At 68.3% G+C, this 15,346-nt stretch carries 12 protein-coding genes; 4 read left to right on the top strand and 8 right to left on the bottom strand.

What is annotated here, in order from left to right:
* Positions 1–62: 62 nt before the first annotated feature.
* The 4 genes from ACERIM_RS09475 to sufU all read left to right on the top strand — a co-directional run bounded on the left by ACERIM_RS09475 (position 63) and on the right by sufU (position 3,208).
* A complete protein-coding gene (locus ACERIM_RS09475; protein ID WP_373632282.1) occupies positions 63–1,310 on the top strand; it encodes an aminotransferase class V-fold PLP-dependent enzyme in 1,248 nt (415 codons plus the stop codon).
* 231 nt (positions 1,311–1,541) lie between these two features.
* Positions 1,542–1,994, top strand: coding sequence for a response regulator (locus ACERIM_RS09470; RefSeq protein ID WP_373632281.1), 453 nt, complete (start codon positions 1,542–1,544; stop codon positions 1,992–1,994).
* 50 nt (positions 1,995–2,044) lie between these two features.
* Positions 2,045–2,677: an HD domain-containing protein gene (locus ACERIM_RS09465; protein WP_049965349.1), complete on the top strand. Its 633-nt coding sequence runs from the start codon at positions 2,045–2,047 to the stop codon at positions 2,675–2,677.
* A 111-nt stretch (positions 2,678–2,788) separates the two neighbouring features.
* On the top strand, positions 2,789–3,208 hold the full coding sequence (gene sufU / locus ACERIM_RS09460) for a Fe-S cluster assembly sulfur transfer protein SufU (protein ID WP_006182984.1): 420 nt from the start codon (positions 2,789–2,791) through the stop codon (positions 3,206–3,208).
* A 308-nt stretch (positions 3,209–3,516) separates the two neighbouring features.
* Here sufU and ACERIM_RS09455 read toward each other — a convergent pair whose 3' ends face one another.
* The 8 genes from ACERIM_RS09455 to ACERIM_RS09420 form a co-directional block, all read right to left on the bottom strand.
* Complete coding sequence (locus ACERIM_RS09455) at positions 3,517–5,376, bottom strand: IucA/IucC family siderophore biosynthesis protein (RefSeq protein ID WP_373632279.1); 1,860 nt, start codon at positions 5,374–5,376, stop codon at positions 3,517–3,519.
* Positions 5,377–5,378: 2 nt separating this feature from the next.
* Positions 5,379–6,845 (bottom strand): lysine N(6)-hydroxylase/L-ornithine N(5)-oxygenase family protein, encoded by a 1,467-nt coding sequence (locus tag ACERIM_RS09450; RefSeq protein WP_373632277.1) that lies wholly within the window; start codon positions 6,843–6,845, stop codon positions 5,379–5,381.
* Positions 6,838–7,503 carry a GNAT family N-acetyltransferase gene (locus ACERIM_RS09445; RefSeq protein ID WP_373632276.1) on the bottom strand — a complete coding sequence of 222 codons (666 nt, stop codon included), beginning with the start codon at positions 7,501–7,503 and terminating at the stop codon, positions 6,838–6,840. The genes ACERIM_RS09450 and ACERIM_RS09445 overlap by 8 nt, the downstream gene beginning before the upstream one ends.
* Positions 7,500–9,389 (bottom strand): IucA/IucC family siderophore biosynthesis protein, encoded by a 1,890-nt coding sequence (locus ACERIM_RS09440; protein WP_373632275.1) that lies wholly within the window; start codon positions 9,387–9,389, stop codon positions 7,500–7,502. The genes ACERIM_RS09445 and ACERIM_RS09440 overlap by 4 nt, the downstream gene beginning before the upstream one ends.
* The gene (locus tag ACERIM_RS09435; protein WP_373632273.1) at positions 9,386–10,969 is read right to left on the bottom strand and encodes an aspartate aminotransferase family protein; all 1,584 of its coding nucleotides are present in this window, start codon (positions 10,967–10,969) and stop codon (positions 9,386–9,388) included. The genes ACERIM_RS09440 and ACERIM_RS09435 overlap by 4 nt, the downstream gene beginning before the upstream one ends.
* Complete coding sequence (locus tag ACERIM_RS09430; RefSeq protein ID WP_373632272.1) at positions 10,966–12,339, bottom strand: diaminobutyrate--2-oxoglutarate transaminase; 1,374 nt, start codon at positions 12,337–12,339, stop codon at positions 10,966–10,968. The genes ACERIM_RS09435 and ACERIM_RS09430 overlap by 4 nt, the downstream gene beginning before the upstream one ends.
* A 602-nt stretch (positions 12,340–12,941) precedes the next feature.
* Entirely contained in the window at positions 12,942–13,973 is a 1,032-nt protein-coding gene (radA, locus tag ACERIM_RS09425; RefSeq protein ID WP_006182991.1) for a DNA repair and recombination protein RadA, read from the bottom strand.
* A gap of 143 nt (positions 13,974–14,116) precedes the next feature.
* Positions 14,117–15,325, bottom strand: coding sequence for a PQQ-binding-like beta-propeller repeat protein (locus ACERIM_RS09420; RefSeq protein ID WP_373632270.1), 1,209 nt, complete (start codon positions 15,323–15,325; stop codon positions 14,117–14,119).
* Positions 15,326–15,346 lie beyond the last annotated feature (21 nt).

The raw sequence follows: 15,346 nt of genomic DNA, 5'->3' as shown, positions 1-15,346 counted from the left end.
CCGGAACGTCGGCCACCGCTGGACCGAAGGAGTGTTTTGCGTGCGGTCCCTGCTAGTCGCCAATGAGTCAACAGAACCTCGAGGCGCTCGACGTCGGGGCGATCCGGGAGGAGTTCCCCATCCTCCAGCGGGAGTTCAGTGGCGAGCAACTCGTCTACCTCGACAACGCGGCGACGACCCAGACGCCGGACCCGGTCGTCGACGCGATGAGCGACTACTACCGCGAGTACAACGCCAACGTCCACCGCGGCATCCACCACCTCAGCCAGGAGGCCTCGATCGCCTACGAGGAGGCCCACGACCGCGTCGCCGAGTTCATCGGGGCCAGCGGCGGCCGCGAGGAGATCGTCTTCACGAAGAACACGACCGAGGCCGAGAACCTCGTCGCCTACTCGTGGGGACTGAACGAACTCGGCCCCGGCGACGAGATCGTGCTGACTGAGATGGAACACCACGCCTCGCTGGTCACGTGGCAACAGATCGGCAAGCGCACCGGGGCCGAGGTGAAGTACATCCGGATCGACGAGGACGGCCGCCTCGACATGGACCACGCGAGCGAGATCATCACCGACGACACCGCGATGGTCTCGGCGGTCCACGTCTCGAACACGCTCGGCACCGTCAACCCCGTGTCCGACCTGGTCGACATCGCCCACGACCACGACGCGCTGGCCTTCATCGACGGCGCACAGGCCGTCCCCAACCGCCCCGTCGACGTCGCGGCGATCGACGCCGACTTCTACGCCTTCTCCGGTCACAAGATGGCCGGCCCCACCGGAATCGGCGCGCTCTACGGCAAGAAAGCGATCCTCGAGGACATGCAACCCTACCTCTACGGCGGCGGCATGATCCGCAAGGTCACCTTCGAGGACTCCACCTGGGACGACCTCCCCTGGAAATTCGAACCCGGCACGCCACAGATCGCGGAAGCCGTCGGGCTCGTGGCCGCCATCGACTACCTCGAGGAGATCGGCATGGAACGCATCGAGGCCCACGAGGAGGAACTGGCCCGCTACGCCTACGAACAGCTCGACGCCGAGCCCGGCATCGAGATCTACGGTCCCGAACCCGGCCCCGAACGCGGCGGCCTCGTTGGGTTCAACCTCGAGAGCGTCCACGCCCACGACCTGGCCTCGATCATGAACGACCACGCGGTCGCGATCCGCGCCGGCGATCACTGTACCCAGCCGCTACACGACAAGCTCGGCGTGGCCGCGTCGGCTCGCGCTTCGTTCTACATCTACAACACGAAAGCGGAGATCGACAAGCTGGTCGCGGCGATCGACGACGCCCGGCAGCTGTTCGCATAACTACCGTTCGTCGACGCCTGGGGAGTGTTTCAGTGGATTTTGGAAAGCGTAGTTCTCCGCTCGCGCGGGTGGCGACGGCTCCCCCCGTCGACCGTCAGTGACCGACCAGTACTGCGACGGCACGGACGAACGATCGACTCGAGCCGAGCCGAATCGCGACCGGTCGGGTACGAACACTGTTCAACCCGAGTGACACGGACGTTTTACCCGCTCGCTCGCTACGTAACGGCGATGGCCACGGACGACGAGGGCACGGACGATCCGATCGATATCCTGCTGGTCGAGCCCAACCCCGGCGACAGCCGGCTCTTCGAGGAGCAGTTCACGGATGCGAAGTTGCTCAACACCATCCACACCGTCTCCGACGGCGACGAGGCCCTCGCGTTTCTCCACCAGCGTGGCGAGTTCGCCGAGGAACCCCGACCCGACATCGTCCTGCTCGAGCCACAACTGCCCGGCAAGAGCGGGATCGAAGTCCTCTCGGAACTAAAGAACGACGCCGTGTTGAACGAGATCCCGGTCGTCGTCCTCACGAGTTCCGATGCGGGCGAGCAGGTCGTCCGGTCCCACGGCCTCGAGGCCGACACCTACCTGCAAAAGCCCGTCGAACCAGAGGACTTCGTCGAGTTCGTCCGGTCCGTCGAGGACTTCTGGTTCGCGATCGTCCAGAAGTCCGCCGAGTGACCGCCGCGAGGACGGCGCGTTTATTTTCCGGCCGGCGAAAGGCGGGGACGATGCTCGAGGCAGTTCGCGACCGTGCCCGCACCTATTTCGACGACGCGTCACCGGCCCACGACTGGCACCACGTCCAGCGGGTCGAGCGGTTGGCCGAGACGCTGTGCGAGCGCCACTCCGACGCCGTCGACGATCGGGTGGTCCGCCTCGCCGTCTACTGTCACGATGTCGGCCGGACGAAGGAAGACCGCGGCGAGATCGACGACCACGCGCAGTGGGGCGCGCGGGAAGCCGAGGGGATCCTGCGCGAGTGCGGGGCCGGCACGGCGACGATCGAGCGGGTCCAACACTGTATTCGGGCTCACCGCTACTCGAACGACCTCGAGCCCGCGACGCTCGAGGCGAAACTCGTCGCCGACGCGGACAACCTCGACGCGCTCGGTGCGGTCGGCATCGCCCGCGTGTTCGCCTACGGTGGCGAGATCGGCGATCCGATCCACGATCCGGCCCAGCCGATCGCGGAAGACGACACCGACGCCGGCGCGACACAGTACAACCACTTCCACAAGAAGATCCTCGACCTGCCGGCGCGGATGTACACCGACGTTGGCCGGGACCTCGCTGCGGATCGCGTCGGGTTCGTTCGCGAGTACCTCGAGCGATTCGATAGCGAGGTCGTCGGCGAGCGATAGGGGCCGGTCGCCGACCGGACCCGACGGCCCCGAACCCGTCGGAAACCGACGCGATCGGCCGTTTCGGCCCCGGAACCCTTTTACAACTCACTGGCCTATCCGTAGCCAACGATGGGACTGGGCTCCGATATGTACCGACAGCAGATCCTCGACCACTACAAGAACCCGCGCAACTACGGGGAACTCGAGGATCCGACGTACACACACATCGGCGAGAACCCGATGTGTGGCGACGAGATCCGCATGGACATCGACCTCGCCGACGACGGAGAGACGATCGAGCGGGTCGCCTTCCAGGGCGACGGCTGTGCGATCAGTCAGGCCTCCGCCAGCATGCTCTCCGGGGAACTCGTCGGCAAGACCCTCGAGGAACTCCAGGAGATGGATCGCGACGACGTGATCGACATGCTCGGGGTCGAGGTCTCGCCCATGCGAGTCAAATGTGCCGTGCTGGCCGAGAAGGTCGCACAGGACGGCGCGGAGATCTACGAGGGCGAACTCGACGTGGAGAAGACGACGACCGAGGACTAGAACCCACCTTTTTTGCGTTCGGGTTCGCTCGCTGGGCTCGCTCACCGCTCACGCAAAAAATCTGGACCAAAAAACACCGGAAGAGCGCAGTTCTTCCGAGCCCTCGTTCACTGCGTTCACGAGGACGGCCGCTCGCTCACTCGGCGCGGCGCTACGCGCCGTGCTCTCGTTCGCTCGCGGTGCGACCTCTGGACGTCACATCTCCCCAGCAACGCCTGCCGCACGTCTCCGGAGTAGCGAGACGGCTCGTTTCGGCGGCGATGGGTTCGTGTCCATCGCTCGAGCGAATCGCCGCCTCCCGACTCAGTTCACCGCTGGGGATCGACCTCGGCCAGCGGGTTCGGCACCGTGCCGTGTTCGATCGCGTGGGGCCGCTCGGGGAGGTCGCCGTACCCCACGTCGACGATCCGATTGCGGTTCAGCGTCAGCTTCGGGAACGACGGCTCGAGCAGGTCGAACAGCTCGAACCGCTCCTCGAGGTCGGGGAAGCGATCGTGGTAGTCCTCGATGGCGGCCCGGACCCGGCCCCAGAACTCGGTTTCGGGGTAGTCGTGATGGCGCGCGAGCAGGTCGGCGAGGTAGCGGTAGACGCCGACGAACAGCCCGTAGACGACGAACAGCCGCAGTTCTTCCGGCGGGACCGACAGCAACACGTCGTCGAGGTCCTCGGGCAGTCCCTGCAGTTCCGCGAGGGGCGCGTCGGCGACGTTGACGTCGTCGACGAAGTCCTTGACGGCCAGCCGGGCGGGCCGATCGTCCTCGAGGACGAGGATCGTGTTCTCGCCGTGGGGCGAGAACGCGGTCCCGTACCGGTAGAGGTAGTGCAACAGCGGCGGGAGCATCGTCTCGAACAGCTCGTCGAGCCACGCCGACAGCGACAGATCGGAGCGCTCGACTAACTTCGAGACCACCGGCTCGCCGTCCTCGACGTGAAGGAGTGCAGCGAGGCTCATCGCTCGCTGATCGTCGTCGATCAGGTCGGTGACGCTCTCGCGCCAGACACAGCCCAGCAGTTCGTTGTACTGGTAGGGCGGTGCCTCGAGCGCGTCGAAGGTGGGGTGATCGAAGTTGACGCCGGCGATCTCCCCGGGCAGGACGAGTTCGCACTCGTCGCGCAGGAACGGGTCCGAATCCCGGACGTCCTTGACGTACTCGGTGACCAGCGGCGCAGCCTCGGTGCGCTCGCCGGGGAGGCCACGCCAGACGAGCGTGTTGACGATCTGCAGCGGGAGCTTCACGTTGTGTTTGGCCGGCTCGTCGGCGTTGACGAAGGTCCGAACCGACTGCATCGGCAGGTACTCGTCCGGGCCGGGCCCCAGCGGGACGATGTCGTTGGTCGCGAGTTGGCGGCCGAACAGGGGAACGATCGCGTTCTCCCACTGCCAGTCGTGGACCGGCAGGAACAGGTAGTCGTCCGGGTCGAGCCCGCGGTCCGCGAGGTCGTCCCGAAACCGCCCGTAGTAGTCGCCGAGTTCAGCCTCGAGCAGCGCCTCGTGATCGAGGCCCGAAACGCCCACGAACGTGGCGGCCTCGCGGGAGACGCCACACCACGAGAGCCGGATCGGTTCGGACCGCTCGGGCGCGTAGTCGCGGTAGTCGTCGTACCCCCAGCCGACCCGGCCCTTGTTGAACGTGAGCCACGGGTGGCCGGTCATCTCGCCCTCGATCTCGGCGTAGGGCATATCGAGGACGGAGCGGGCCGTCGCATCGGCGGCGTCAGCGTCGGCCCCGTCGTCGGCGTCGATGTGGGCGTCCGCAAGCAGCGTGTTGGTGTACTCGCGGACGAGATGCCCCGCGGTGATCGAGTCCATCTCGATCGTCGGCTCGAGATCCACGACGAACTGCAGCGGGTCGGCGGCCGGCTCGAACCCGTCGCCGTCGTCGCGCTCGAGGGAGTCGACGCGGACGCTGATCGAGTCCCAGAACCGCTCGACGGCGTCGAAGCGGTACCGGGTCCCGTCGAGGTCGGCCTCGTAGGTTGTCCACTCGCCGTCGGGGTCGGCGACCGGCTCCGGCTCGAGGAGGTCTTCGTAGGTGAACTCCCGGACGATCTTCGCGAGGAGTTCGCGGCCGGCGTCGTCCCAGCGGGCCTCGGTCAGCACCGTCTCGAGCGTGTCGGTTCCGTCGAATCCGTACTCCTGGTCCGTGGTGTGTCGTGTGTGTTGCATGATTACTCCGTGTTGAGCGACAGCGACTGGGGCGCGTCGGCACGAACTGACGCGTGGTCGGCGAACTGGTCGACATCGAAGTCCTGGAAGACGGTGTCCCGGTCGACGGGGTAGATCTCGCGCCCGGCGAGCTGTTCGACGATGATGGCGTTCCGGTAACAGCCCAGCCCGAGGTCGGGTGTCCCGACCCCGTGGGCATGTAGCGGGGCGTTCTGGACGAACACGCGGCCGGCATCGGGGCCGCCGAACGCGCCCTCGAGACGGTAGTCCTCGGTCACGCGGAACCGGCCCCGGTCGTCGAACGCGATCCGGTCGGCGATCGGCTCGAGGAAGGTCGGCGTCGGCCGCTGATACCCCGTCCCGAAGATCACGGCGTCGGTCTCGAGGGCGAACGCTTCCCCCTGTTGGCGCTGCTCGCACTCGAGCCAGTAACTGCCCTCGAGGCGCTCGAGGTCCCGGACCGCGGTCGTCGCGAGCATGCCGAACTCGGGGTCGCGGTCGCCGATCGAGCGCTCGTAGAGGGCGTCGTAGATCCGCTCGCTGGTCTCGGGATCGATCCCCTTGTACAGCAGGTCCTGGTCGGCCAGCAGGTCGTCCTTCTCCGACTGGGGGAGGTCGTAGAAGTACCGCGAGTACTCGGGCGTGAAATGCTGGAGGCCGAGCTTCGAGTACTCCATCGGGTAGAACCCGTCCGAGCGGGTGAGCCAGTCGAGCCGGTAGCCGCCATCGGGCTGGCGCTCGAGTAGGTCCAGTACGACCTCGGCGGCGCTCTGTCCCGAGCCGACGACGGTGATCGCGTCGCGCTCGAGGGCCGCATCGCGGCGCTCGAGGTAGTCGGCGGTGTGAAACAGGGGAGCCTCTCCGTCGGCGTAGTCGCGGGCGAACCCCGGCAGGGCGGGCCGGGAGCCGACGCCCATGACGAGGTCGGCGGCCCGGTAGCGGTAGCGCCGGCCCGTCTCGGGAGAGCGGGCCTCGACGACGAAGGTCCCGCCATCGACGGGGTCGGCACCGCTCGAGTCCGGCTCCGCTCCCTCCGAGTCGCCGTCGGATTCGTACTCGACGCTCGTGACCTCGCGGTCGAACGCCGTCGTCGGAAGCCGGTCGGCGACCCACCGCAGGTAATCGTCGTACTCCCGGCGGGGGATCTGGAACGTCTCGTAGAAGTAGAACTCGTAGAGACGGTCCCGTTCCCGGGCGTAGTTGAGGAAGCTGTGAGGGCTGGTGGGGTCGGCCATCGTCACCAGATCGGCGAGGAACGGGACCTCGAGGGTGGCCCTCTCGATCAGCATCCCCTCGTGCCAGGCGAACTCGGGGTCGCGCTCGAGAAAGACCGCCTCGAGGTCGGCGTCCGCGCCGTCGAGCAGCGCCGCGAGCCCGAGGTTGAACGGACCGAGGCCGACGCCGAGGACGTCGTAGTGACCCCGATCGACGACTGGTTCGTCGGCGTCGTCGGCATTGCCTTCAGTCATCGTCGCCCACCTCGGTCGGCGACGCGGCGGCCCCGTCGGCGGTCGGCGGCCAGACCTCGCGTTCGAACCGCTCGCGGGTGCAGACGACGAGGTTGGCCGTCTTCTCCTCCTCGGGGAACTCGAACTGTCGCCGGAACTCGAAGCCACACTGCTGGGCGACCGTCAATACGGCGTCGTTGCGGGCGTCGGGCTCGCCGACGACCCGGTCGGTCTCGGGGTGGCTGAACTGGAAGGCCGTCATCGCCCGGAGAAACGGGATCGCGTCCCCCTCGCCGACGTACTCGGGCGGACCGAGCAGGAGGTGAATCCCCTGGTCGGCCGGCTCGGCGTCGTAGTACGCCGCGAGGTCGTCCTCGGCGACCCAGTAGCGCTCCCAGTAGCTCATCGGGACGTGGTCCAGACAGCCGATATACAGCGACTGGTGATCGTCCGCGAGCTTCTCCCGGAGCGTCTCGCGGAACTCGGGCAGCGGCTCGTCGAGGTCCCAGGAGGGCTTGACATGGTCCGAACCCAGCCACGCGTGCAGGCGACCGAGGTCGCGCTCGAGGTCGACCGGCCGGAAGCCGATGTGTCGGTCGATGGTCCGGTCGTAGTACTCGAAGTCGTACTCGGCGACGGCGGTGGCGTGGGGGCCACGTTCCGGCGTCCGGGCCGTCATCGGTTCACCTCCGGTCCCGACGACTGCCCCGTACTGGTACCGGCCGCGTCCCCGGCGTCGACCAGCGGGTTCCGCACGTCGGCGTAGACCGACTGCTCGTCCAGCGACGGCGCGTCGAGTTCGTCCAGTCCGCGAAACCGCGTCAGCAGGTTCGCCTTGCGGGGGACGGTCTCGGACTCGAGCAGCGGGTCGAGGATCGACGTGCCGGGCCGGTCGAACTCCCGGAGCGATTCGAGTTCCTCGCGGAGGATCGCGAGCAGCCGCGTCTCGTCGACCAGCCCCGCGGTCCCGAAGGCGTTGATCACGCCCAGCGCGTTGTTCAACACGACGTAGTAACGGATCCGCTCGTCGGCGATCGCGTCGGGACAGATCGAGTTCGCCCGCTCGCCGATCCCCGGACAGACCGCCTCGAGCCGGTCGTAGGCGCTCTCGGGGAAGTAGTAGCCCTGATTGTCGCGGTAGCGGAACTCGTCGGGATACCCCGCCTCGTCGAGCGTCAGGACGCTGTTTTGCTGGTGGGCCTCGAGGCCGATCCCCCGCTCGAGGTAGAGCCACAGCAGCGGTCGCACCGAGATCGACAGGTAGCGCCGGAACCACTCCTCGCTGACGGCGGCGGGGTCGCGGCCCTCGCGCTCGGCGATCGAGGCGACGATCCGGCCCAGCCGCGAGCGGCCGTCACCGATGGCGTCCTGACAGAGCGCGACGACGGGCGTCGCCTGCCGGGCGTCCTCGCCACGGAATGGGTTCTCCCGGAGGACGACCTCGAAGCCGGACTCGTCGCCGTCGGTCGCCAGCGCGTCTGGATCGACGGTTAGGTAGGCCGGATCGCGGATCACGTCGAAATCGGGGAACCGGTCGCGCAGGTCGTCGCCGAGTTCGGTCGCCAGCAGGGTCGAGATCGCGACCCCGCGCTCGAGTTCCGGCCGCTTGTTCGTTCGCAGGGAGTTGGTGATCTCGACGGCCAGCGACCCCTTGACCATGAACGGCGACTCGGGGGCATACAGCGTCCGCACCGACGTCGTCGGGGAAAACTCCCGTCCCAGCGGACCGATGGACTCGAGTTTCCCCGCCGCGACGAGATCCTGCACGTCGGGGCGATCGAGGAGTCGCTCGGCCTGCCAGGGGTGGACGGGCAGGAGGACATCGTCGTCCCCCAGATACCCCTCGAGGACCGAGTCGGCAACGGCCGGATCGGCCCGGAGCGCCTCGCGGACCCAGTCGGCGGCCGAGTCCTCGCGGGCGGACTCGCTCTCGACGATCTCGGCGTCCGCGCGGACGTAGTGCAGCCGGAACGAGCCCTCGAGTTCCGGGGCGTAGCGCTCGGCGTCGTCGCCCATTCCCCGACGGCTCTTGGGCGTCGGGTGCTGGAGATGGCCAAAGACCAGCGACTGCTCGGCCTCGCGGAACGTGAAGTCCGTCCCGTACAGGGCATCGCCATCGTCGGCCCGGGCCGCGACGTACCGCTCGACGTTCCGGCAGGAGCGAACCACCCGCTCGAGGAGGTCGTCGCGGTTGGGGTCCGCGCCGCGGGCGAGTTCGAGTTCCTTCGTCGCGAGCGTCGCGAGCGTCGCGTAGTCCAACGGCTGGGGCTCGCCGTCGCCGGCCCGGTAGGCGGCCGGCAGATCGAACAGATGACGGCCCGTCGGGGACCGGTACCTGACCGGAACGAAGAGGTCGATCCCCTGGTTCGCGAGCAGGCACCGCAGGACGAGCCCGCTCTCGGGCCGGCGGTCGATCGGCGTCTCGGCCGCGGGAACGAACTCGCCGGCACCGGTCTCGAGGCAGTAGCAGTTCAGGAAGCTATGCACCGTCGCGTCGCGTGCGACTCGCGTCGCGTCGACGCCGTCGTCGGACGTACTCGTCCGTGTCGTGGGTCGTACTGTCATGTGGAATCGGTCTCCGCTTCGAGTGCCTCGCCGCGGTCGACGACCGCCGCGAGGACAGCTTGGAGGTCGGAAAGCGTCGTTTTCGGGTTCAACAGGGTGAGTTTCAGCGCGGCCGTACCGTCGACTTCGGTCCGCGCGAGGATGGCCTCGCCGTCGGCGAACAGTTCGTCGCGGATCCCGCGGTTGAGCCGATCGAGCGCGGGCCGAGACGCGGAACCGGGCCGGTCGTCCGACTCGCCCGCTCGAGCGCCGCGGTCCGAGGGCCGATACCGAAAGACCACCGCGCTGAGTTCGGGGTCACAACACAGCTCCAGCGCCGGCTCGGCCCGGATCTCGGCGGCGACGGCGTCGGCCAGCTCGCAGACGTACTCGACGCAGTCGGCCACGCCGACCCGGCCCAGCGCGTTGAACGTCACGAACGGCTTCAGCGCGTCGAACCGGCGGGTCGTCCGCGGAGACTTCGAGACGAGGTTCGGCACCCCCGCCGCGTCGTCGCGCTCGGGGTTGAGGTAGGCCGCGTTGCGCTCGAGGAACCGATAGCGGTCGCCGTCGCGCAACAGGAAAGCCCCACAGCCGATGGGCTGGTAGAACAGCTTGTGGAAGTCGACCGCGATCGAGTCGGCGCGATCGATCCCCGCGAGCTTCGATCGGAGCGAGTCGCTGATCGCACAGGCCCCGCCGTAGGCGGCGTCGACGTGCAGCCACAGGTCCCGCTCGGCGGCCCGATCCGCCAGGGCCGCGAGCGGGTCGATGCTCCCGAAGTCGGTCGTGCCCGCGGTTCCGACGATCGCGAAGGGGCGGCGGCCGTCGGCTGCGAGGGCCTCGAGGGTCTCGTCCAGCGCCGCGAGGTCCATCCGGCGGTCGTCGTCGGTCGGTACCGTGACGACCGCGTCCTCGCCGAGCCCGAGGTGGTGAGCGGCCTGGTCGGCGGTGAAGTGGGCGGCGTCCGAACAGAGGATCCGGAGGTCGGCCGCCTCGGGCGGGAGCCCCGCCGACTGGACGTCGCGGTCGAACCGCGTCCGGCAGTACCAGTCCCGGGCCAGCAAGAGCCCGAGGAGGTTCGACTCCGTGCCGCCGCCGGTGAAGACGCCGTCGGCACCGGCCGGATAGTCGAACAGGTCACAGCAGGCGTCGACGACCCGTTCCTCCAGGACGGAGGCGGCGGGAGCCTGATCGAACGAGTCCAGCGACTGGTTGGTTCCCGAAAGCAACAGCTCCGCGGCCAGTGCCGGAATCGTCGGCGGACAGTGGAGATGCGCGACGCAGTCGGGGTCGTGGACCCGGACCGAGTCGGCGAGGATCTCGTCGCCGACCGTCTCGAGGACGGCTGCGAGCGAATCGCCCGTCTCGGGGACGACAGTCAGCTCGTCGATCCGCGCACGGAGCGTCTCGTGATCGGTTCCGGCGTAGGGGCCATCGACCGTCGCGAACGACTCGAGGAGACAGTCGCGAGCCCGGTCGATCGCCGCCGCGTACGCGGCGTTGCCGTCCGGGTCGCCGAGGAATGAGCTGGCCGCGTCCGGTGGCGTCGGACCATCGCCCGCCGGGCGACGCCGCCCGGCGAGGTCGCTGCCGGTCATGCCGGAGCCTCCGTGCGATCCCGCCCGGTCGCGACGGCTGAGCGGACGCTCTCGTGGACGATTTCGGCGACCGTGTCGATCCGGGCGGGCGAGATCGTCAGCGGGGGAAGGAACCGGACGACGCTCCCGTCCCGACCGCCGGTCTCGACGACGAGCCCGCGATCGAACGCCGCCGACTGGACGGCCGATGCGAGGTCACCGTCGGCGGGATAGTGACCGAGCGAGTCCGGTTCGCCGTCGGGATCGACGAGTTCCATGCCGAGCATGAGGCCGCGCCCGCGGACGTCCCCGACCACCTCGAACGTCGCCGCGGTCTCCTCGAGACGGCCCCGCAACCGATCGCCCATCGCCGCGGCGTGGTCCTCGAGGTCGTTCTCGAGGACGTACTCGATGGTCGCCGCGCCGGCGGCCATGCCGAGCTGATTGCCGCGGAACGTGCCGGCGTGTGCGCCGGGCTCCCAGACGTCGAGCGACTCGTCGTAGACGACGACGGACAGCGGAAGTCCGCCGCCGATGGCCTTCGAGAGCGTCATCACGTCCGGGACGACGTCGGCGTGTTCGATCCCGTATAGTTCGCCGGTTCGCCCGAGCCCGGTCTGGATCTCGTCGACGATCAGCGGCACGTCGCGTTCGCGGGTGATCCGGCGCATCTCGCGGAGCCAGTCGGCGGGGGCCGGCACCGCGCCGCCCTCGCCCTGGACCGGCTCGAGGATCATGCCGGCGGGGTCGACCAGTCCGCTATCGGGGTTCGAGAGGGTTCGCTCGACGTACTCGGCGCTCGTCCGCCAGCAGTCCTCGCCACCGAGCCCGAACGGGCACCGATAGGCGTAGGGGTAGGGCAGATGCTGGACGTCCGGCATCAGCCCCGGCACGTCTTCTTTCGCCGCCGTGTCACCCATCAGGCTGAGCGCGCCGTTGGTCATCCCGTGGTAGCCGCCCTGGAAGGCCAGCATCGACCGGTTCCCGGTCGCGGTCTTGACCAGCTTCAGCGCGGCCTCGACCGCGTCGGTCCCGGCCGGGCTGCAGAACTGTACGTTCGCGTTCTCGGCGAACGCGTCGGGGAGGCTCTCGAGCAGCCGGTCGACGAACCGCTCCTTGACCGGCGTCGTCAGATCGAGCGTGTGGATCGCACGTCCCCGCTCGAGCAGTTCCTCCATCCGCTCGACGACCGCCGGATGGTTGTGGCCGAGCGCGAGCGTCCCCGCACCCGCCAGACAGTCGATGTACTCGTTGCCGTCGACGTCCTCGAGGATCGCCCCGTCGGCGCGTTCGATCGCCAGCGGCAGCGATCGGGGGTAGGTCCGCGCGTTCGATTCGCGCCGGGCCTGTTGTGCGAGGAGCTGCTCGGCCGACGAACTGCCGTCGGTCACGGTCGCTCACCCGATGACCGATCTTCGAGTCGGGTCGGTAGTAGTCGTCGCGTCGTCATGCAGGTTTTAGGCCAGCCTAAATATTGAAAAGCGTATCGGTTTTTAGGCCAACCTAAAGCTTATACGGGAAGTGCTGAAAGAAAGCAAAACGGCGTGGAACGGAGCTAAGCGGCGATCACAGTGGACGAATCGACCCACTGAAGCAGCCAGTGATCGGGTCCGAACCGCGGAATCAGCGGCCGGCAGCCGGTCGCCGGATCGACCGGTAGCAGGCGGTAACTACCGCTACCCGGCCGGGTTCAGGATCGGACCGTCCCGACGGCGACCCGCGAAACAGGGCGGGTTAATTTAAGTGACCGTCGTACTGAGGGATCGGTTCGGACGCCGCGGTCCACCGTCGGCCCCGGATCGAGGGGAGTCAGAGAGCCGGCGACGGGTCCAGTACCGGCCCGTCGTCGGTCCGGCCGACGCGACCGTTGCCACCGGTGACGGCGACCGTCTGGGTCATGGTCGCGCTTCGACGCGAGCGCGTAAAAGCGGCCGCGGCGTGAGTGACGGGGCGGCGAGACGGTTGAGATCGGTAGAAAAAGGCGACAAACCGATTACTCGGGCTTCAGGCCGCCGTCCTGGACGCGCATGACGGCCTCGCCGTCGGCGAGGTTTGGCGCGTCGACCAGTTTGACGATCCGCTTGTCGCCCTTGGACTTGCGCAGGTAGATCCGGAAGGTAGACTTGTGGCCGAGGATGTTGCCACCGATCGGTTGGGTCGGGTCACCGAAGAACGAGTCGGGGTTCGAGGCGACCTGATTGGTGACGATGACGGCGGTGTTGTAGAGGTTGCCGACCTTGTCGAGGTCGTGGAGGTGCTTGTTGAGTTTCTGCTGTCGGTCGGCGAGTTCGCCACGGCCGACGTACTCCGCGCGGAAGTGGGCGGTCAGCGAGTCCACACAGAGGAGACGGACCGGATACTCGCTGTCCTCGTGTTCGCTCGCGAGTTCCTTGGCCTTCTCGGCAAGCAGCATCTGGTGGTTGGAGTTGAACGCCTTCGCGACGTGGATCTTCTCGAGGACGTCCTCGACGAGTGCGTCGACTGCGTCCTCGTCGTCGGCCGAGCCCTCGATCTCGCGGTCCTCGAGGGTCGCGTTGATGGCCTCGTCGGACAGGCCCCGAACCATGTCGTCGATCCGCTCGGGCCGGAAGGTGTCCTCGCTGTCCACGAAGATGGCGCTGCCGTGGAGGCCGCCGACTTCCTGGGGAAGCTGGACGTTGACGGCCATCTGGTGGGTGACCTGGGACTTGCCGGCCCCGAACTCGCCGTAGACTTCGGTGATCGACTGGGTCTCGATCCCGCCGCCGAGCAGGTCGTCGACCTCGTCGATGTGCCAGCGGAGCTTGCCGATTTCGTTCCGCCGCTCCAGTACCGTCGAGCCGGTCTCGAAGCCGCCGACGTCGGCGGCGTCACGGGCGGCGTTGACGATGTCCGCAGCGGTGGACTCACCGACGTCGGCCGTGTTCGACAGCTCCGACGGCGAGGCGACGGCGAGACTCTGGAAGGAGTCGAAACCTGCATCGTGGAGTTTGTCTGCGGTCGCGGGTCCGACACCGGGGAGTTCCTCGAGATCTGCTTCGGGCATACTCCTCCGTTGTGCCGGACCCCCCATAAACCCTCGTTTACAGGGGAGTGAAAGTGAAAGTGCAAGCGGGCAGCGGGGGACACGGGAACGGAAGCAATGGGTTTAGAACGAAAGGCGCGGTCGACGGAGTCAGCGGGCAGCGGTCAGCGCCGCGGTTCGTCGTCCCACTCGAGGCAGTGGAGGCGCGCGTCCTCACAGCCGACGAACAGCCGGCCGTCCCCGATCGCGGGCGTGCCGATCACGCCGTCCTCGAGGGCGACGTGCCACGCGAGGTCGCAGTCGTCGGCGACGTCGATCCCGTATATCGAGCCGCTGGCGTCGCCGACGCAGACGACATCGCCGGCGACGACCGGACACGACCGGATCGGGCCGTCGAGTTCGATCCCCTTCCGGGAGAAGAGCCAGCCCCGCAGTTTCCGCCGGCCGACGGTGGTGTCGGTGACGTGGCAGTAGCCGTCCGCGGCCCCGACGAAGGTGGTCTCGGCGGCCGAGAGGACGGTCGCGGACGTGGTGAAGGCGTCGCGGATCTCGTAGGTGAACCACGACTGGCCGGTACCGGCGTCCATCGCGACCATCGTGCCCTCGTCGTCGGCGACGTAGACCCGGCCGTCGGCGACGGTCGGCCCCGCCTCGATCGTGCCGTCGGCCGGCGCAGTCCAGACCTCCTCGCCCGTCTCGGCATCGACGGCGACGACGGCACCGTACGCGGTCCCGGCGAAGATCCGATCCCCGGCCCATTCGCCGTCGGTATCGGCGGTCCGGTCGGCCGCGAGCGGGTCGGACGGTGTCGACTCGAGCGAGTCCGTGGCTGACGGATCGTCCCGCTCGAGGGCCGAACGACGACGCCGTCCCTCGCGGCCGTCGGCGACCGCCGGCGCGCCGACCACGGCCGACTCAGTCTCGTGGGTCCACAGTTCGGTCCCCGTCTCGGGCTCGAGCGCGGTCAGCCCGTCCGCGTGGCCGACGTAGAGTCGGCCGGACGCGAGCGCGAGTGCGGCCTCGAGACCGTCCGCGAGGTCGACTTCCCACTCCACCTCGCCTCGGCCGGGGTCGAGCGCGCGAACCGTGCCGTCGGCGGTCCCCAGAAACAGCCGGTCGCGGGTCACGAGCGGCGCGGCGTCGGTCGCGGCCGTCGTCTCGACGACCCACCGCCGACGGCCGGTCGCCCGCTCGAGGGCGTAGCAGTTGCCCCGTGTCGTCCCGACGTAGACGGTATCGCGGTCACAGACCGGCGATCCCGGCGGTCCGACGAGGTCGGCCGTCCAGCCCTCGGTCACGCGGGTGGGCCCGTCGATCTCGCGCCGACACCCGGAGTTGTGCGGATCGCCCTTGAACTGGTTCCACTCGGTCACTGTCCCCGGCTACCGAGCGAA

The sequence above is a fragment of the Natrinema sp. H-ect1 genome, assembly GCF_041821105.1.
GTDB lineage: Archaea > Halobacteriota > Halobacteria > Halobacteriales > Natrialbaceae > Natrinema > Natrinema thermotolerans.
Note: the sequence above shows the minus strand (reverse complement) of the source record. Positions and strands in the feature narration are given on the sequence as shown.